The sequence below is a fragment of the Quyinboa mangrovi genome, assembly GCF_042219825.1.
Lineage (GTDB): Bacteria > Bacteroidota > Bacteroidia > Bacteroidales > UBA5342 > JBHJHP01.
Window position 1 is genome coordinate 98,959 of the sequence record NZ_JBHJHQ010000010.1, and the last position, 19,248, is coordinate 118,206.

General features: G+C 40.7%; 15 protein-coding genes and 1 tRNA gene. 8 read left to right on the plus strand and 8 right to left on the minus strand.

The window, feature by feature from the left end:
- Positions 1-13: 13 nt before the first annotated feature.
- The 7 genes from ACE1ET_RS19135 to ACE1ET_RS19165 form a co-directional block, all read right to left on the minus strand.
- Positions 14-934, minus strand: coding sequence for a S66 peptidase family protein (locus tag ACE1ET_RS19135; RefSeq protein ID WP_375730035.1), 921 nt, complete (start codon positions 932-934; stop codon positions 14-16).
- Entirely contained in the window at positions 931-2,064 is a 1,134-nt protein-coding gene (locus ACE1ET_RS19140; protein ID WP_375730036.1) for a glycerate kinase, read from the minus strand. The genes ACE1ET_RS19135 and ACE1ET_RS19140 overlap by 4 nt, the downstream gene beginning before the upstream one ends.
- 11 nt (positions 2,065-2,075) lie before the next feature.
- On the minus strand, positions 2,076-3,752 hold the full coding sequence (locus tag ACE1ET_RS19145) for a sugar phosphorylase (protein WP_375730037.1): 1,677 nt from the start codon (positions 3,750-3,752) through the stop codon (positions 2,076-2,078).
- 16 nt (positions 3,753-3,768) lie between these two features.
- On the minus strand, positions 3,769-4,980 hold the full coding sequence (locus tag ACE1ET_RS19150; RefSeq protein ID WP_375730038.1) for a glycosyltransferase family protein: 1,212 nt from the start codon (positions 4,978-4,980) through the stop codon (positions 3,769-3,771).
- An 11-nt stretch (positions 4,981-4,991) separates the two neighbouring features.
- On the minus strand, positions 4,992-5,897 hold the full coding sequence (locus ACE1ET_RS19155; protein WP_375730039.1) for an HAD family hydrolase: 906 nt from the start codon (positions 5,895-5,897) through the stop codon (positions 4,992-4,994).
- A 155-nt stretch (positions 5,898-6,052) separates the two neighbouring features.
- Positions 6,053-7,255 (minus strand): hypothetical protein, encoded by a 1,203-nt coding sequence (locus ACE1ET_RS19160; protein ID WP_375730040.1) that lies wholly within the window; start codon positions 7,253-7,255, stop codon positions 6,053-6,055.
- Between the two features lie 778 nt (positions 7,256-8,033).
- Positions 8,034-8,399: an endonuclease domain-containing protein gene (locus ACE1ET_RS19165; RefSeq protein ID WP_375730041.1), complete on the minus strand. Its 366-nt coding sequence runs from the start codon at positions 8,397-8,399 to the stop codon at positions 8,034-8,036.
- Positions 8,400-9,566: 1,167 nt separating this feature from the next.
- On the opposite strand from ACE1ET_RS19165, the gene ACE1ET_RS19170 reads away from it, so the two are divergent.
- Both ACE1ET_RS19170 and ACE1ET_RS19175 read left to right on the plus strand, forming a co-directional pair.
- Entirely contained in the window at positions 9,567-12,122 is a 2,556-nt protein-coding gene (locus ACE1ET_RS19170; RefSeq protein WP_375730042.1) for a T9SS type A sorting domain-containing protein, read from the plus strand.
- Between the two features lie 100 nt (positions 12,123-12,222).
- Positions 12,223-12,295: transfer RNA gene (locus tag ACE1ET_RS19175), tRNA-Thr, on the plus strand.
- A gap of 811 nt (positions 12,296-13,106) precedes the next feature.
- On the opposite strand, the gene ACE1ET_RS19180 is transcribed toward ACE1ET_RS19175, so the two are convergent.
- Positions 13,107-13,472, minus strand: a complete 366-nt coding sequence (locus tag ACE1ET_RS19180; RefSeq protein ID WP_375730043.1) for an endonuclease domain-containing protein — start codon at positions 13,470-13,472, stop codon at positions 13,107-13,109.
- Positions 13,473-13,921: 449 nt separating this feature from the next.
- On the opposite strand from ACE1ET_RS19180, the gene ACE1ET_RS19185 reads away from it, so the two are divergent.
- The 6 genes from ACE1ET_RS19185 to ACE1ET_RS19210 all read left to right on the plus strand — a co-directional run bounded on the left by ACE1ET_RS19185 (position 13,922) and on the right by ACE1ET_RS19210 (position 19,247).
- Positions 13,922-14,440 (plus strand): hypothetical protein, encoded by a 519-nt coding sequence (locus ACE1ET_RS19185; RefSeq protein WP_375730044.1) that lies wholly within the window; start codon positions 13,922-13,924, stop codon positions 14,438-14,440.
- Positions 14,441-14,482: 42 nt separating this feature from the next.
- Positions 14,483-15,004, plus strand: a complete 522-nt coding sequence (locus ACE1ET_RS19190) for a hypothetical protein (protein WP_375730045.1) — start codon at positions 14,483-14,485, stop codon at positions 15,002-15,004.
- 38 nt (positions 15,005-15,042) lie between these two features.
- Positions 15,043-15,567, plus strand: a complete 525-nt coding sequence (locus tag ACE1ET_RS19195; RefSeq protein ID WP_375730046.1) for a hypothetical protein — start codon at positions 15,043-15,045, stop codon at positions 15,565-15,567.
- A 128-nt stretch (positions 15,568-15,695) separates the two neighbouring features.
- Entirely contained in the window at positions 15,696-16,148 is a 453-nt protein-coding gene (locus ACE1ET_RS19200) for a very short patch repair endonuclease (protein ID WP_375730047.1), read from the plus strand.
- On the plus strand, positions 16,145-17,779 hold the full coding sequence (locus tag ACE1ET_RS19205; RefSeq protein ID WP_375730048.1) for a DNA cytosine methyltransferase: 1,635 nt from the start codon (positions 16,145-16,147) through the stop codon (positions 17,777-17,779). The genes ACE1ET_RS19200 and ACE1ET_RS19205 overlap by 4 nt, the downstream gene beginning before the upstream one ends.
- Complete coding sequence (locus tag ACE1ET_RS19210; protein ID WP_375730049.1) at positions 17,763-19,247, plus strand: ATP-binding protein; 1,485 nt, start codon at positions 17,763-17,765, stop codon at positions 19,245-19,247. Before ACE1ET_RS19205 ends, ACE1ET_RS19210 begins: the two co-directional genes overlap by 17 nt.
- Position 19,248 lies beyond the last annotated feature (1 nt).

Sequence of the window (19,248 nt, forward strand, 5' to 3'; positions counted from 1 at the left end):
AGCGTTGACGGAATTAAGTTATGCCAAGAATATTATGCAGGTTATTTATTCCATTGTCACGCATTAAAAGCATCCTCACCCCAAACGGCAATGGATAATTTGGTTTCTGGTGACCAGCCTGAAAACCAAATACAACCGGAATATCTGAATCTTTTGTGACATCCAGTATAATCTCATGTATGTCTTTTCCAAAAGGTGGATCAGAGTCTTTCATATTGGTAAAAGCACCGACAAGTAATGCATTGATACGGTTAAATATGCCTCCCAGTCTAAGATTCTGCAACAAACGATCTGCATGATACAGGTTCTCGTTCAAATCCTCCAAAAACAGGATTTTACCATCGTAAAAAGGTTCATAAAGCGTACCTCTTAAACCAGCCATAACAGACAGGTTTCCTCCCACCAGTTCTCCGCTTACCGTAAATTCGTTATGCGTTGATTCACCCTTCCAGGAATATTCAATACTGCCCTCAAAAAGTAACTGCCTCAGGTATTCCAGTGATTTATCCTCTCTATCCGTAATCAGCGCTTCAAAATTTTTTGGCATAGGCCCGTGAATGGTTGCAATACCACTCCGGTTCAGCATGCTATGCAAAACCGAAATATCACTGAAACCAACCACCCATTTCGGGAAATCACTGATCTCTGAAATCGAAACCCGATCAATATACTGTACTGCTCCGTAACCACCACGCGCACAAAAAACAGCTTTAATGTCCGGATCATCCATGGCTGATTGCAGATCGTTTATACGTTCATCTACTGTGCCGGAGTAAATATGATGTGATCCTGCAGCGTGTTTTCCTGTTCTTACCTCCAATCCCCATTCCGTTAAAAACGATTCGGCTAATTCCAGAATATCTTTTTCAATTCGTCCTGAAGGCGATACCAGGGCTACGGCATCACCTTTTTTAAGTCTGTCAGGGATAATCATTGTATTGTTTTTATTAGTCTGAATATGCGTTCTCCCAGACTTTCGAGGAGTTCCGGCGCCCGCCTGATCGAGTCTTCCACACTTCCCCGTCCGTCGCTAATTGTAAAGATACCACCAAATCCAAACGAAAACAAATCCCTGTAACCATCTCCCAGCTGACCTGCGATGGCAATAACCGGTTTAGTGTATTTTTGAGCCAGCTTTGTAACGCCATATGGTGTCTTCCCGTTTTTTGTCTGTCCGTCCAGTCTTCCTTCTCCGGTGATCACAAAATCAGCCTGTGCAATTTTCTCTTCCAGCTTAACAGTTTTACTGACCAGATCGAAACCTGGAACCAGCTCTGCGCCGGTAAACAGGTATAATCCTGCGCCTATCCCGCCAGCAGCTCCCCCACCTTCAATATGCAAAATATCTGTATCCAAATCATTTTTTACGATGCCGGCAAAATGAGCCAGGTTAGCATCCAGTTGCTGAACCATTTCGGGTGTTGCTCCCTTTTGAGGACCGAAAACTGCTGATGCACCATTTATCCCTGTCAGTGTATTGGTCACATCGCAAGCCACACTGACTTTTACATTTTTCAATCGCTGATCCAAACCGGATATATCAATCCTATGCAATTTGGCAAGTTCGCCTCCCCCCTGAGGAAGTTCAACACCTTCCTGATCGAGAAATTTTGCGCCTAATGCTTTTGCCATTCCTGTTCCGGCATCGTTGGTTGCACTTCCGCCAATGCCCAGTATCATTTCCCTACATCCTTTATCTAAAGCAGCCTTCATCAGCTCACCGGTTCCGAATGTGGTGGTAAGCATCGGGTTGCGCTCGTTTGCGGTCAACCGTTCAATACCCGAAGCCATAGCCATTTCAACTACCGCCAGTTTGCGCTCTTCGTGCCAACCTATTGCTGCCATAACCGGGCGCATCAACGGATCATGTACCTTAACAGGGATTTTCTCTACACCCAAAGACAGGCACATGGCATCCAGCGTTCCCTCGCCACCGTCGGCAATCGGAATTTCATGAATAAGCGCATCGGGATAAACCTTCCGGATCCCGGCAGCAACACGTTCTGCCACGCCAGCTGATGATAAACAATCTTTAAACGAATCGATAGCAATAACGATGTTCATGGTTATTCGTTTTATACCAGCCAAACCGTCTGGTAAGGTTTTAGTACAATCTCCTGTGATCCTATGGACTGGCGGCTCAGCAGATCGTACTTATAATGCTGAATATCTTTTACAGCGACTATTCTGCGTTCTCCGGGTGTAATGTTTGAAATGCACAAAATATGCTGTCCTGTTTCTGTGTTAGAACGAATGAAGGCGAAAAATGACATGCCAATATCAAGGATTTCCTGTCCTGCATCCGGATGGAAAGCCGTCTGTTCTTTTCTGAGTTTAATAAAATGCTGTAACGATCCAAAAACACCAGCCTGATATGATCTGCCTGAAATCAATGATTCAATTTCATATAACCAGTATTTTCTGCGGTTAATGGCCCGGTTTTTAATCTGCATGGCAGCTGCATTGTAGTCGTTCGGTGTTCCAAACATGGAGTGAATATAAAAAGCCGGCACACCTTTCAGGCTCATCATAATCAGCTGAGAACAGAGGAAACGGTCCACCTGGAAATTATCCGGTTTATTGCCGATACCTTTCATGGCATCAAAATAAGTAATATTGATCTCATATGGCTCTTCAGTTCCATCCGATCGTCTTCTGTTAGAGATCAGCGCACCAAAATTGATCATATTATCTACCATGCCATTGATCTCCGCACGGCTCACCAGACCTTCCAGCGGACGAACACCGATGCCATCGTGTGATGCCGTGAAGTTGAACCATGTGCGGTTTTCACCCGGATCTGACAATGATGAGGCCCAACGGGTTAGCGCACCTGCATTGCCCATATTCATGGTAAACAACAGTAGTGGAGGTAGCGGAAACTGATAGACCATGTGTGCTTCATCACCCCGCCCGAAGTAGCTGATATTTTCCAGATGCGGCACATTGGTCTCCGTGATCAGAATCACATCCGGTGCACAGTAATCGATAACCTGACGCAGCAACTTAATGATCTCATGCGTCTCGAATAAATGCACACACGGCGTTCCACTGGATTTCCAGATAAACGCAATGGCATCAAGCCGGATCACCCTGGCACCGTTTTTAATGTACCAAAGCACAATTTTTACAACTTCCAGCAACAACATCGGATTATGATAATTCAAATCCACCTGATCTGCGCTGAAGGTCGTCCAGGCTCTTTTTACACCGTTTACCGACTGGTAGTTTGTAACAAGCGGAGTACTTCTGGGTCTTACAACAAGCCGGCTGTTAAAATCCTCCTCCGGCACAAAAAAATAGTCTTTTCCCGGTGCCTCTCCCATCAGAAATTGCCTGAACCAATCACTCTGACTGCTGGCATGGTTCACCACCAGATCGGCCATGAGTCTGAAATCGTTACTGATCTTTTGTATATCTGACCAGTCACCAAGCTCCGGGTTCACTTTGTAGAAATCCTTTACTGCAAAACCGTCGTCGCTGCTGTAAGGGAAAAAAGGTAAGATATGAACCGTAGAAAATATATTTTTAAAATGCCTGACAAGAAAATAATGCAGGGTTTTAAGTGGTATCTCTTCTTCCTTCAGAAACGTATCACCATAGGTTATCAGAAAAATGTCCTTTTCATTCCACAACTCATTCCGTTCCCTGTCAATCCGGGTCTGATCAATGAGATCCTCAAATAATTTAAAATAATTGTCGTCCACAGCCGCCCCGTACACTGCGTACAGATGCGCCTTCATCTCCTCCATCAACATATTATTTCTCTTAAGCGTTATCTTCCTCTACCGCATCGTAAAACATATCTGAAAATTCCGGTATCGCACTGATTACCCGCTTCCATGAAGGGATATAAGGAACCAGATCAGGATAATCGAGAAACTCAATACCGGCACGGTAAATATTTTGTGCAAACAAGTCAACCGTCTGTTCTTCGGCGTCACGATCGATGGACAATCCGTTAATGACCGCATCGGCAGTATACCGTTCTACAAAATCGATGGCGATACGTGTATAGGTCGCTTTTATGGAACGGAACGTCCCTTTAGTGAAAATGCGGCCGTTAATAGCCATTTTCACGAACAGATTACGTGCAATATCAAAACTCATTTTTGAAAGACCACTGTTCGGGTTATCCTGTGATACAGGCTGATGTTTGTGATCATATGAGTCTGCAATCTCAACCTGGCAGATCCTGTTAAATGAGTTATTGCGCTGAACCTCTGATAAAATACCAACTTCCAGTCCCCAGTCGAACGGAATACGAACCGTTTTCATAACGTCTGCACGCATGGAGAATTCACCTGAAAGAATGTAACGAAAACTATCCATAAATTCCAGATACTCATCATCGGGAAAGAACTTTTTCAGGGTCCGGATCAGTGGTGTAACCAGTAAACGCGTAGCTCTGCCGTTTATCTTTTCGTCATCAGCCCTGAAATAATACCCTTTACAGAATTTGTAATTAAATGTCGGATCGGCTACCGGATAATACAAACGGGCCACCATGTCGCGCCCATAAGTAATGATATCAGCATCATGCAATGCTACAGCTTCCGATTTTCCTGAAGCTATCATATACCCAAAGCAGAACCAAACATTCTGGCCCTTTCCGGCATCACCATAATGAATTTTTTTACTGATCAGCATTTTACGCAATTCCTGCAACCTCGGACCATGATTCCACAGGATACGGTGATGCTGAGGCAGTACACTGAAATATTCTTTCGCATGTTCAAACTGCTTTTTATCTGCAGCATCCAAACCAATCACAATTTCCGAGATATACGGTATATCTTTCAGTGTATCCACAATCTTAGCCAGTGCAGGTTTTTCCAGTTCCGAATAAAGAGCCGGAATAATAAGGCCCATGGGACGGCGTTTTGCAAATTTCACCAGTCGTTTTTCCAGTTCTTCAACCGGTGTTTTTCTGAAATTGTGCAGGGTTGTTACATAACCGTCCTGATAAAAATCGCCCATAACGTAAAATTTTAAATTATTTCGAGTAATTGAGTTAACGATGTGATAATATGATCCGGTTTGGTCAGTGATGCCTGGGGATGATCTTCACGCAAACGGTAAGCCCGTTGATCGCCTGCATAAAACACAGTTTTAAACCCCACCTCGTTGGCCGGCCAGATATCTTTCAGCATGTCGTTGCCCACGTATAATATTTCTGAAGGTTTGATACCCTGTTCTTCCATTCCGGGAAATAGTGCTTTATATATGGCTGTATCAGGCTTTCCTTTCAGAAGCTTATACGAAAACACCGATAATTCCTCATCAAACTTATCGAGAAAAGGCTTCCCTTCTATCTTGTGGTACAAAAAATAATTCATGATGACCGGCGTATAAAACTGTGCATTGGAAACGATTCCCATTTTATAACCTTTCTTCCTTATTCCTTCCAACGCTTCCTTTAATCCCGGCATTGGCCACACTTTATTGCTTTTCAATTCGAACACAAATATAAACGCGCGCAAATCGTAGGTATCATTAAGTTTTATTAGGCCAATCTGATCCGCATCAGCGAGTACATCCGTCCATACTTTTTCAATATCAACCTCAGGGAAAGGAATACCTTTTTTACGGCTTCTCTCTTTGTGAACCTTAACCATGAGTTCGTAAATATCGTGCATGTAGATCAGTGCCTCATCCTCGTTGGTAGTGATTTCAATTCCTGCTGCAATACAGGCGTCCTTATACATATCGGCCGAATATTCAGCCTGCATCACATCACCGGATGCAGACATGATCAGAGTCCCGTAAATATCAAATACCACGGCCTTTATTCCCTCCTCCTTTGAATAGGACGGCTCAGCACCGGTAGGACGTAGTTCAAGAGGTTCAATACGTTCCAGCCAGGATTCAATCTTCTCCAAATACGGTTCTGTCATGTTTATGCTTTTAAAATTTTTGTTCCAATAAAGAAACAAGCTAAAAATAACAAATGTTCTCCAATTGGCAAAACTAAGTTTTCAATATGACAGAATTATTGATGTTTTACTTCAATTATGTTAATATTATTGCGACTTTATTTTTAAGAAGTTAGTTATTCCTGTTTAGTATGGTATTTCTGTTCATAAAAGAATTTGTACTGCTGATATTTCCCGTTTGAAAAATTCCAGCGGATACTTTCAGGAAAACCATTTGAATTCGGAGTAAACATTATTTCAGCATCCGGACCTTCTTCGCTTTTGAAAATTCCGGTTTTCAACCATCCCGCTTCATCAACCTTAAAGATTACATTGCCAGTTAACCAGCCATCAAAATTTCTCAAATAAGCTTTGGTCAGCATACCATCAGAATCATACAGGTAAGCTTCATATGCTATAAGGGAATCTCTGTCATAACAATTCCGCATTATCAGATGATTATCCTCATCATATTCGTAAGTGAACCTTAAAGTCTTTCCTGTTGCATATTGCCGGGTAGATGCAACCAGTTTTTTGTCAGCATCATATGTGTAATTTGTGATCGTTTTAAGGCCATCGCTTCGCGTAAATACCTTTTCCTCCAGCAATCCATCGCTGTAAAAATATTCGGATGGTCCTCCGGTTTCGTTGTTGTACGTATAGTCTTCCCTTATTATTTTATCTGGTGATCCGGATAAAAACGGACTGGCATAATAATATACAGGGCGGTTCTTATTTTCGTAACTATACGTAAATGTCTGACTCCATTTCCCGTTAAAATCCCAAATCTCGCAGATCAGATTTCCTGCTTTATCGTAGGAATAGCTTATCGTTCCAATCTCTTCGTCACTACGGGATATATTAGCTTTTTGTCGCTTGCCATTTACATAAATATAGGTAACATCACATTTTAACCAGCCCTTATAATTTTTATAACCGGCACTCTGCAGTATTGTATCATCATATGTGTATTCTGCTGATCCGGTTTTTCCATCAGAGCGGGTGAATAGCTCAAACATCTTATTTCCTGATTCATCGTAAGAGAATTTTTCAAATGAGGTAAGATTATCGGAAAAATCCCTGAACGCAGAAACAAGGTTCCCGTTGTTATCGTACTCATAATAATTTACGGAATAACGCGAACTGTCATCCAGAGTCCAGAAAGCCTTATACATAGTACCCTTATGGTTGTAAAGAAATACAGTATGAGCAAATTCACCTGAACTGTTTTCGTAGTTCTGACGAACAATACGGTAATCCGGCGCTGCATCGCCAAACGGCTGAGCAACTAAAATGGTATGCAAAAACACAAATGCAATTGAAGGAATAATGGTTTTCATAATAATGTTTTAAATTCATACGTTAACACAAAATCAGATCATATTCTTTTAAAACATTGAACGGGAAGGATGATAACAAAGATAATAAATTATTGAGTCCTATGCGTATGCTCAAAAGTAAGATATTAAGAAAAGGACTAAAATATAACAGGGGTATATTTGCAGAAAAGAATTTCTTATACTTTTTGCATTGAAAATGCCATGGCCTGGAATTTAGATGTATCCTAAACCTCAATAAATATTTTACGTATTTCGACTTATCACCAGAAGCCGACAACAACGCCCATTCATACATCAACTTTTGTGCGCGGCTTCGGATTTACATGACTTATAAACCCATGGCCTCGCCATGGGCTGAATTGCTATTTGCCTTTCAGGCAAATTATTTTCCGTAACCTAACAAAAATCATTTGTCAAATCACCCTCCATGGGCACGCCCCCGATGAAGTCGGGAGAAGTATTTAGGGAGGGCTGTTAATCTGAAATTTGCAGGTTTGCCAAAAGCCAGGGAGGGTCATGAAATTTGACTCACCCCAGTTCACAGTTCCTGCCCGTTCCTTTCAAAATAACCCTCTCTTTCACTGCGTGACAAAGAGGGACAGTTTGGACCAGCAAATTTGATTCAATCACATCCCAAAGAAAATCACTTGTCAAATACCCTCCATGGAACCGATTGAAAATCGGGTTTAGGGAGGGCAGTAAATCAGTAGCTTGCAAGTTTGAAAGAAGCAAGGGTGGGTCATGAAAGTTTGACTCATGCCAACCTGTATTAATTGCCTTAGTTATTCAGGAATTCCTGAATTCGTTCAATCAGCTTGTTAATATCCTCAACTTCATCATTTTTAAACCTGATAACTTTATAACCTCTTTTTTGCAATTCGAAATCTCTAAATACATCCCAATCCTTTTGGGTCTCATGAATACCTCCGTCAATTTCAACGACAAGCTTTTTAGCGGCACAATAAAAATCTACGACAAAAAATTTTACAGGTGTTGCAGATGCATCATATATAATTGGATGTTGTCTCAAAAACTTTACTCCCAGTTTCTTATTTCTAAGTTCATCCCAAAGAATTCTTTCTGATGGAGTCATGTTTTTTCGTAATTCACGGGCAACCTGTATAGGTGTAAGTCTTTTTTCCATAGGGTTTTATTTCAAATTTAAGGAAAATTGGTTTATTTGACTCACCCCAGTTCACAGTTCCAGCCCGTTCTTTTCAAGACAACCCTCTCTATCACTTCACTGCATTCCGTGACAAAGAGGGCCAGTTCAGACATGTAAACCGATTAATTCCAATTACAAAAACCTGTTCAAAGCACCCTCCATGTCCCGACCGTAGAGTCGGGATAGGGAGGGCAGTTACTCCGGAACTTGCTGGTTTGAAAGAAACCAGGGAGGGTCATGTATTCATAATTGCCTCAACGTGCGGCCTCGTATGATTTCTTTCATCAGCAGATTCGTTCTCCGGCCTTGATTTGCATGGCGCTTATAGCCCGGGGTTGCATTCACTACGTTCATTTACCCCGGGCTACCAATGTAGCACCCCTCCGGGGTTAATTTCCATCATGCAACAGGGTTTTGCTTCGCTTAAGGTTGTTGAAAAGTCCAAATGGTCAAAAGGTCATCCACCTTCGCTTAAGCTATGGCTGACAAAGAAAGTCGAAAACTATCTCCAGCATACCGTTAGAATTTAATCGTCCATTTTTCATTCCTAATTCCCTTGTGCCCCGAAGCCTTAAGTGAAGGGGCAGTAATTCGTAATTGATTAGCCAGAGTGGATCATGTATTATTTGACTCACCCCAGCTCTCAGTTCCAGCCCGTTCTTTTCAAGACAACTTCTCTATCACTACACCGCATTTCGTGACAAAGAGGGCCGGATTCCACATGTACACCGATTAATCCCAGTTACAAAAACCTGTTCAAACACCCTCCCTGGGAACGACCGAAGAGAGTGTTTAGGGAGGGCAGTTACTCCGGAACTTGCTGGTTTGAAAGAAACCAGGGAGGGTCATAAAGTTTGACTCACGCCAATTCTCAGTTCCAGCCTGTTCTTTTCAAGATAACCCTCTCTATCACCACACTGCATTCCATGATAAAGAGGAAATCCGTATGAAAATATTCTCTTAACATCTGATGCTTACAAATTTGATACAAATACTTCCGCAATTTTGCAATTTCAACTTTTTATACGAAATTTGAATATACTACTGAAGCGGTTGCATTTTATCCTCCTGACTAAAGACTGTTTGCTGATTCGTTCATTTGCAAAAGACAAACTATCATAACTTATTAATTTAAACTCATTAACTATGAAGATGAACTTTACTCATAAAATTGCATTCCTGTTTGTTTTGGTGGCCTTCTCTGCCGTTGGTGTTGTATCGGCCCAGCCTATTATCCCGAACGGAAGTTTTGAAAACTGGTCAACAAATACACTGTTCTCTGCACCCGAAGTGTGGTTGAGTTCTGCAGAGACTGACGGTTCCCTTATGTCGACAGAAAAAATAACGGATGATGCTACAGACGGGACCCAATCCATCAAACTTTTAACAGTAGTGGATAACGGAGAATTATCCGAGGGGCTTGTTATACTGGGCGAACCAAGCGATGAGGGTGTAAATGGCATCCCGTGGACACAAACGTTTACAAACCTGCATGCCTCACTAAAATACAATATCCCGGAAGGAGATGCGGGCGTTATTTTATGTGATCTGTACAATGCAGATACAATATCAGCAACACTGTTTTACCCGGTGACAGGTAGCGCTGCAGAATGGGTGGATATGAACCTCCCCCTTGTATTTAAAGGTGATGGAATACCGGTTCAGCCCGAAAAAATGTTCGTGGCTTTTGTCAGCAGCTATCCTGATGATATTCCACCTGAACTTGTTGATGATTCTTACGATCCTGAAGCATACACCGGTACCGAAGGCAGCTGGCTAATTGTAGACAATGTGTATTTTACCAATGGAGATGCTCCTGATAATATTTATCCCGAAAATTTTAGTTTTGAGAACTGGTACGAGGCTGTCCTTTCTGACCCGGACAACTGGCAGAGCAACAACCGCGATTTTTTGAACGGAGACAACAAACCTGTGTTACGTTCGGAAGATGCTGCTGATGGAACTTACTCAGCCAGACTTGAGGTAATGAATGCCTGGGGATGGAGTGAAGCCTGGTTGAGCCTCGGTTCACCCGATACAGGAATTGTATTTACAGAAAAGCCCAGGGCGGTTACTTTCTCTTATAAATATGTTCCCATAGATGGCGATATGGGTGGAATGAATCTTAATTTCAGAGGTACCATTGATGGCGTTTTCTCTGATTATTTTGGAGGAACCGGGTACCAGTTTGCCAAGGCGACGAATGGTTGGGTCGATGTATTCCGGACACTGGATTACGATTATGAAGGCCTTTTTCAACCCGACCATATGAGGCTTCATTTTATGGCAGGCAATAAAGATGGATCTGTGCTATACATCGACAATCTGAAATTCGTAGATGTAACGCCAACTTCCATCATTGTAAGAGACAGTGAAACAGGCAACCCGGTGAATTATGCCCAGGTTACCATCAGCGGATTTGAATACAACATTCAACTGGATGAAAACGGTATGGCAGAAGTATCGCTCCCCGATGGAGACTTTACATATAAAGTTGCGGCTCAGGGCTACAATACGTCTACAGGAAGCTTTACGGTTCCGGCAAATGGGGATTCTATTAGTATTCAACTTTCTCCTTTTGTTCCTGATCCGACAAAACCGGTACTAAACATTATTGATGACGATGAGGATAAAGTTTACTTTGACGGTGATACCTTATCTGTGGAGATTAAGTTACCGGATTCCTATCCGATACCTAACGGTTTGCAGGTTATGGTAACGCAATATTTGTATCCTGATGGCTCAACAACACCAGAGCCTTACGCTATATTCCGCGAAGGAACAATGGAGGTATCAACGGTAACAAATAATACCGTAATTGTTTCCGGAACCGTTGGTGTGATCGGCAAACCCGGTATAATAGGCCTTAATGCAAAAGTGAACATCGGTGTGGAATATGATATAGGAACCTATCCTGTCATTGACACCTATCGGTTTAATCCGGATCTCAGCAGTTACGGACAGGCTCTTGCAGGTATTTCCATTCCTGATGATGCCGGCATAACTACTGAACCGGAGCTTAGCAAACTTAGCAATCTCTTTGGGTTTTCCTCTGATCCCGAAAATGATGTACCGATTGCTTTTGTAAAAGATGGTCAGGGGTACATCCTGTACAATCCAGGACTTAATTTTATCGATCACAGAGATGAACTGAATAACCTTAAAGATGGTATGCATATCATGGCATCACCGAAAACAGGATACTATGCAGAGGTTAATCCCGTAATGCTGCCGTTCCTCAGCAACACACCGGCGACCGTGACACTGGAAAATATTCCGGATGGCATCCCGGCTTCTGAGATTGAGATCGTACAAACAAATTTCGGCATCATGCCAGATGAATATTCATTCGGTTACACTGATGGTTCAGCCAGCATTGTAAACGGAGCATTTACCTTTAATGTTTGGGGATTCAGCCGCTATTCGTTAAGGCATGAAGGTTTAATGGCTACACTAAAACAGCATGTGGACAGACCATCGATTCAGATTTATCCTAATCCTGCCGGTGATTATCTCAGTATTTCAGCACCGGATAATATTCTGTCTTTATCTGTTGTTAACCTTAGCGGACAGCAGATTATTGAAGAAACCAGAATCAATAATCAGTCCCTGGATATTCGCGCATTACCTTCGGGATACTACCTGCTGAATATCACAACTAAAGACGGAGATAATATCATAATGCCGTTTATTAAAAAATAAAAGAATTTATTATAAATTAGCCCCTTCAGAAATTCTACCTCTGAAGGGGTTTTTAATGCAGAATACTTCAGCTTAATAACTGATTCAGGTTGTGAGTTTTGCCACCTTAGCTCAGTCGGTAGAGCAACGCATTCGTAACGCGTAGGTCGTGGGTTCGATTCCCATGGGTGGCTCATTTTTAGTGAGGGTGCGACTTCTGGTTGTGCCCTTTTTGTTTATTTAAACCCGCCCTGGTTGATATTATATGACATAACCGGTCTTTTATTTGACTCTCCCCGGTTCTCAGTTCCAGCCCGTTCTTTTCGAGACAACCCTCTCTATCACTTCACTGCATTCCGTGACAAAGAGGGACAGTTCATACATGTAAACCGATTAATCCCAATTACAAAAACCTGTTCAAAGCACCCTCCATGTCCCGACCGTAGAGTCGGGATAGGGAGGGCAGTAAATCAGTAGCTTGCAAGTTTGAAAGAAGCCAGGGTGGGTTATGTATTATCTGACTCACCCCAGTTCTCAGTTCCTGCCCGTTCCTTTCAAGACAACCCTCTCTTTCACTGCGTGACAAAGAGGGACAGTTTGGACCAGCAAATTTGATTCAATCACATCCCAAAGAAAATCACTTGTCAGAATACCCTCCATGGACACGAACGAAGAGAGTGTTTAGGGAGGGCAGTAAATCAGTAGCTTGCAAGTTTGAAAGAAGCCAGGGTGGGTCATGTATTATTTGACTCACCCCGGTTCTCAGTTCCAGCCCTTTCATTTCAAGATAACCCTCTCTTTCACTGCACTGCATTCCGTGACAAAGAGGGCCGGATCATATATATAAACCGATAAAATCCCAATTACAAAAACCTGTTCAAAGCACCCTCCATGTCCCGACCGTAGAGTCGGGTTTAGGGAGGGCAGTAAATCAGTAGCTTGCAGGTTTGCCAAAAGCCAGGGTGGGTCATGAAATTTGACTCATGCCAACCTGTATCAATTGCCTTAGTTATTCAGGAATTCCTGAATTCGTTCAATCAGCTTGTTAATATCCTCAACTTCATCATTTTTAATCCTGATAACTTTATAACCTCTTTTTTGCAATTCGAAATCTCTTAATACATCCCAATCCTTTTGGGTCTCATGAATACCTCCGTCAATTTCAATGACAAGCTTTTTAGCAGCACAATAAAAATCAACGACAAAAAATTTTACAGGCGTAGCTGAAGCTTCATAAATTATCGGATGCTGCCTAAGAAACTTTACTCCCAGCTTCTTATTTCTAAGTTCATCCCATAGAATTCTTTCTGATGGAGTCATGTTTTTACGCAATTCACGGGCAACCTGTATAGGTGTAAGTCTTTTTTCCATAGGGTTTTATTTCAAATTTAAGAAAAACTGATTTATTTGACTCACCCCAGACTCCAGTTCCACTCCGCTCTTTTCAAGACAACCCTCTCTTTCACTGCGTGACAAAGAGGGACAGTTTGGACCAGCAAATTTGATTCAATCGCATCCCAAAGAAAATCACTTGTCCGAATACCCTCCATGGAACCGATTGAAAATCGGGTTTAGGGAGGGCAGTAAATCCGAAACCTGCAAACTTGGAAGGAGCCAGGGTGGGTCATGAAGCCGGGTGGGTCATAATATAAATTCCGTATAAATAACACCTCCCCGGATTTTATTACCTGCCTTTTTCTTACTTTAGCGAGTTGTTTGATCAGTGAGACTATAATTACAGGAACTATTGAACTGTAATTATTCAGACGAACTGATCCCGACCGTAGCGTCGGGATAATTAAACCTTTAATTTTACCTGTATGAAAAAGCAATTCTTATTTATCCTGGTATTATCAGGTCTCTTTCTTACATCTGTATGGTTAAATGCACAAACAAAACCGTCACGCAGTAATATGACATTATATTATGAATTATGGGGTAACGGACTGACCAGTACCATTAATATGGACCTGCTGTTCCGGATGGATCACGACCTTGTTATTGTGCCCCGTATAGGTATTGGCACCAAAGATAATTTTCTGGGCAGGGGCTATACTATTATATCTGTGCCTATGGAATTTACAGCCATGATGAACCTGAATAAAACCCGGCATTTTCTGGAAGTAGGGCCCGGTCTTACCCTGGCAAATATGGATGGTACAAACGTTGGATTTATGACAGTTCGTGCAGGATACCGGTATCAACCCGAGAGAAGCTGGTTTGTATTTCGTGCCGGTATCATTCCCATGCTGGACTTCTATTCCAGTCGTCCCGGTATAATAAATCCACATCATTCATGGAACCTGATGGCCGGACTAAGTGTAGGTGTAGCACTATGAAAACAGAAAGGATGGAGTAATAACGGATTTAAAACACAATAAATGAAAAGACTTGTACTATATCTACTGATCAGTGCAATTTCTGCAACGGGGTCATATCTGCATGCCCAATCATTGCTGCCAGAATGTAACAACAGTATTTACGTGGAACTTGGCGGAAACGGCATGACCTACACATTTAATATGGACCACTGGTTCAGGATGGAATCCGGAGTAGCCATTGCGCCACGTGCAGGCTATGGTTACACACCATCAAAACTATTTAACGGTGAAGACAGCTTCTTTGCGTTCCCGTTTGAGCTGTCCTTTTTAATGCCCTTTAAAAACTATAACAATTACCTGGAAGTAAGTCCCGGAATTACATTTATAAGAGCCTTTGGAGAGTACCTTACCAACGATAAAATGAAAGCCCTGACCATACGGGCGGGGTACCGCTATCAAAAACCGGAAGGCGGATTTCTTTTCAGGGCAGGCCTGCTTGGTATTTACAATTTTTATACCGGCAGCTCAGGCCGAAGCAACTGGCAACCCTGGATCGGACTTAGCTTTGGCTATGCCTTTTAAATCTGAGTTTTCATAATAAATAAAAACAAAACACTTTTATGAAAAAACTAACATTACTATTTATCTTCTTAACTATTTTAATAACCTGTGCAAGATCATCCTTTGCACAACCCCGCATTTATGAAACCAATTCGGCGTACTATCTTGAAGCCGGTGGTAATGCCTATTCCTATTCCATAAATGTGGATCACATGTTTCGCATAAATCCAACCTTTGCCATTGCACCACGCATTGGGTTTAGTTACACACCCAATTTACTGGATAAGCACTATGGCATAAGCTCTTTTCCGTTTGAGCTGAATGCTCTTATTCCGGTATCCGGGCGTAGCCATTATTTTGAGCTGGGACCCGGTTATACCTACCTGCTTATTTTTGGCCGGACCAATATGAAAGACAATGGCGGCATGCTGACCTTCCGGCTGGGTTACCGCTACCAGAGAACTGACGGCGGAATGGTATTCCGTGCCGGACTGCTCTATCTGACCAATCGCAGTGGCGACTTTAGCTTTAGCGGCAAATCTTCGCTAATCTGGCCGGGAATAAGTTGCGGCTTCGCATTTTAAGACGGGATAGTTTGGATTGCGTTTAAATTAATTAGGCTGTTTTACAAGTGCAATAATTTTGTAAATTAGCTGAGTTTTTGACCTGTTTTAAGATGTTTAAAAAACCATCATCAGAAAAAATTATTTAAATGGCTGATGTTCATGATAAGAAAACCAGAAGTTATAATGCTTCTCGCATAAAGGGTAAAAATACAACTGCTGAATTGATTGTTAGGAAATTTCTTTTTGCAAATGGTTTTCGTTATCGTTTACATGCTAAAAAATTAGATGGAAAAAAAATCAATGGAAAGCCTGATATAGTATTGTCAAAATATAAAACAATAGTTGATGTAAGGGGCTGTTTCTGGCATGGACACGAAAATTGTAAATTCGGAGCAAGTACAGATTCTAAAGGATATCAAAAAAGAATTGCTGATGCTAAAAAACGTGATGCCCGCAACATCATTGAATGGGAAAAGGCTGGATATAAAGTTTTAGTTATCTGGGATCGATGTCAGTTGGAAGATAAAAAGAAGAAATCAACAGTTAGAAAAAAAACACTTTTAAAACTTAAAGAAGATATTTTGAATAGCATACCATGAGTATCCCGATTATAGATTTATTTGCCGGACCCGGAGGATTGGGTGAAGGGTTTTCTTCAATATTTGATGAAGATGGCAAGAGGGTTTTTGATATAAAACTCTCAATAGAAAAAGATGAGCATGCTCACAAGACCTTAAGATTAAGAAGTTTCTTCAGACAATTTCCTCCTTCAAAAGTTCCTGAATTATATTATGATTATGTAAAAGTGAATGAAGTAGAGAAGCAGAAAGAATTACTCGAAGAAATAAAGGTACAATATCCAAAAGAATGGAAGGCCGCTGAAGAAGAAGCATGGCATTTCGAGCTGCCATATCCGCTTGAGACAAAAAGAAGAGGCGAAAAGTATTATACGATTGGTTACACAGATGAACAAATTATACAAAGACACAATCTAATTGATGAAAGAATAGAAAAGAGTTTGAAACGCATAAAAGATTTTTTACTCATAGGAGGACCTCCCTGCCAGGCCTATTCCGTAGTTGGCAGGGCAAGAAACAAAGGAATCTCGAAGGAAGATCATCGGGTACATCTTTATAAGGAATACCTACGAATCATTGCAAAACATCAACCCGCAGTTTTTGTAATGGAAAACGTAAAAGGTTTATTATCTGCGGAAATAGATGACGTTAAGGTTTTTGATTTAATTAGGGCGGACCTACAAAATCCTGACAGAGTCTTTCCTGATCTGAAATCAAAGGAATATAAAATATTCTCTTTTGTTAAAACCCCTGATGAGTTTGATGAAAAAGGATTTCCTGTTTATAAAAACAATGCTGGTTATCTCATCAAAACAGAAAAATTCGGAATTCCACAAAGAAGACATAGAGTCATTTTATTAGGTATTAGAAAAGATATTGATCTTAATGATTATACAACTCTTCAAAAACAAAAAACCGAAACTACACTCAGACAGGTCATTGGGGAACTTCCAAAATTAAGAAGTGGTATTGGTAGAGAAATAGTCGGCACAAATAAAAAGGGAAATCATATTTACGGTAAACTCGACAATAATTATAGTACCTGGAAAAATTCAATTAGTGAATATCAAAAAAAATTTAACAAAGAAATTGTCAACACCTTTGTTGGTCTTACAGATACGGACATCCAGGGGGATAATTATCTCAAAATAAAGTTGAAGGAAAGTTCTAATCCATTATTTGAAAACTGGTATAAGGACAAATATCTGGAAGGGGTTTTAAACCATGAAGCCAGAACCCATCTGAAGGAAGATCTTGGTAGATATCTATTCTCGTCACTTTACTTGAAAACAAAAGGAGAATTTCCCCGATTACCTGATTATCCTGAATGGTTATTGCCAAAACATAAAAATGCTAAAGATGGAGATAAATTTGCTGACCGTTTCAGAACTCAAAAACCCGATCAGGCAGCTACAACTGTTACCAGCCATATATCAAAAGATGGGCATTATTTTATACATTATGACCCTTCACAATGCAGGAGTCTAACTGTAAGAGAAGCAGCACGTATCCAAACATTCCCGGACAATTACTATTTCTGCGGAAGCAGAACACATCAGTATCATCAGGTTGGAAATGCAGTTCCACCATATTTGGCAAAGCAATTAGCTTTAATAGTAAATGAAATTTTAAATAATGTCAAATTTAAGTAACTATATATCAGAGGAAACGCCACCAAAAGCCAGTGCAATGATTAATACATTCAGGGCTTTTGGTTATAATCTACAAACTGCAATTGCTGATATAATTGATAATTGCATTTCTGCAAAAGCTCAAAACGTTTGGGTAGATTATGCATGGAAAGGCTCGGAATCGTTGGTGTGTATTTCAGATGATGGTATAGGTATGGATAAAGAAACACTTGTTTCTGCCATGACACCAGGTAGTAAAGACCCAAATGAAGAGCGTGAATTAGCAGACCTTGGAAGATTTGGTTTAGGACTTAAAACTTCTTCTTTTTCTCAATGCAAAAGACTAACTGTCGCAACCAAAAAGCAAGACTATTCTATTCTTAAACGTTGCTGGGATTTGGATTTTGTAAATGAAACTGGGAAATGGTCATTACTTGATTATATTTCAAACGAAACATTAATTGAAAAACTTAATGAATTAGCCAGTGGCACTATTGTATTATGGGAAAATCTTGACAGACTTGTTGGCAATTCGCATATTGAGAATGAGGCAGCAAGAAAAGTATTCCTTGAAGAATTTGCATTAGTAGAAGAACATCTTAGCCTGGTTTTTCATAGATATATTGATAAACAAAAGATAAAGATTTTTATAAATGGCATTGAAATAAAGCCATGGGATCCATTTATGAAAGAATATATCGGACAAGGTGGACAGCTTTTGTGTACTGAAAAACTTGATGATGATTCTGTGAGTGTTAAATGCTATGTACTTCCTCATTTATCTAAAATTCCTGTGGATAAAAGAAACTCAGCAAAGACAGAAAAATGGTATGGACTTCAGGGGTTCTATGTTTACAGGAATGAAAGGTTGCTGTTATATGCTGATTGGTTGGGTTTATTTAATAAAAATGAACATTATAAAAATGCCAGGATATTAATTGATATTTCTAACCAGTTAGACCATGAATGGAAAATTGATATAAAAAAGGCTACGGCATCTCCATCTCTTGCAGTAAGAAAGGATTTAATCCGATTGGGGAAAATGACAAGACTTGCAGCTGGTAATGTTTATCGTTTTAGAGGAAACCAGGTAATGCTCGATGATTCAATAAAAAGCTTTGATTTTCAGCCTGTATGGAAAGCCACAAAAAAAAGAGATGGAGCTTTTGACTACTACATAAATGAAGAGCATCCAATTTTAAATAATATTCTAAGCAAGGATGTAATTGAAAAAAAAGATTTAAAATCAATCTTTAAGCTCATTGGTGAAACAACTCCTGTTGAAGCTATTATCCAAAATTATAGTGAAAATCCTGAAAGCGTCGAACTTCGAGATGAACATAAAGAGCTGGAACAAGGTACAATTCAGTTAGCAAAATTAATGTATGACTCATTGTTACAGTCAGGAATTTCAAAAGAAATCGCTGTAAAACAAATCCTGAACATTGAACCCTTTAATGAATATCCTCAACTAATAGAATATTTCTAAT

Bases quoted from the DNA above. Each gene is read 5' to 3' on its own strand.
- ACE1ET_RS19180 (WP_375730043.1), bottom strand. From the start codon at position 13,472: ATGGAAAAAAGACTTACACCTATACAGGTTGCCCGTGAATTGCGTAAA.
- ACE1ET_RS19145 (WP_375730037.1), bottom strand. From the start codon at position 3,752: ATGGAGGAGATGAAGGCGCATCTGTACGCAGTGTACGGGGCGGCTGTG.
- ACE1ET_RS19135 (WP_375730035.1), bottom strand. From the start codon at position 934: ATGATTATCCCTGACAGACTTAAAAAAGGTGATGCCGTAGCCCTGGTA.
- ACE1ET_RS19155 (WP_375730039.1), bottom strand. From the start codon at position 5,897: ATGACAGAACCGTATTTGGAGAAGATTGAATCCTGGCTGGAACGTATT.
- ACE1ET_RS19170 (WP_375730042.1), top strand. From the start codon at position 9,567: ATGAAGATGAACTTTACTCATAAAATTGCATTCCTGTTTGTTTTGGTG.
- ACE1ET_RS19140 (WP_375730036.1), bottom strand. From the start codon at position 2,064: ATGAACATCGTTATTGCTATCGATTCGTTTAAAGATTGTTTATCATCA.
- ACE1ET_RS19200 (WP_375730047.1), top strand. From the start codon at position 15,696: ATGGCTGATGTTCATGATAAGAAAACCAGAAGTTATAATGCTTCTCGC.
- ACE1ET_RS19160 (WP_375730040.1), bottom strand. From the start codon at position 7,255: ATGAAAACCATTATTCCTTCAATTGCATTTGTGTTTTTGCATACCATT.
- ACE1ET_RS19210 (WP_375730049.1), top strand. From the start codon at position 17,763: ATGTCAAATTTAAGTAACTATATATCAGAGGAAACGCCACCAAAAGCC.
- ACE1ET_RS19150 (WP_375730038.1), bottom strand. From the start codon at position 4,980: ATGGGCGATTTTTATCAGGACGGTTATGTAACAACCCTGCACAATTTC.
- ACE1ET_RS19205 (WP_375730048.1), top strand. From the start codon at position 16,145: ATGAGTATCCCGATTATAGATTTATTTGCCGGACCCGGAGGATTGGGT.
- ACE1ET_RS19185 (WP_375730044.1), top strand. From the start codon at position 13,922: ATGAAAAAGCAATTCTTATTTATCCTGGTATTATCAGGTCTCTTTCTT.
- ACE1ET_RS19190 (WP_375730045.1), top strand. From the start codon at position 14,483: ATGAAAAGACTTGTACTATATCTACTGATCAGTGCAATTTCTGCAACG.
- ACE1ET_RS19165 (WP_375730041.1), bottom strand. From the start codon at position 8,399: ATGGAAAAAAGACTTACACCTATACAGGTTGCCCGTGAATTACGAAAA.
- ACE1ET_RS19195 (WP_375730046.1), top strand. From the start codon at position 15,043: ATGAAAAAACTAACATTACTATTTATCTTCTTAACTATTTTAATAACC.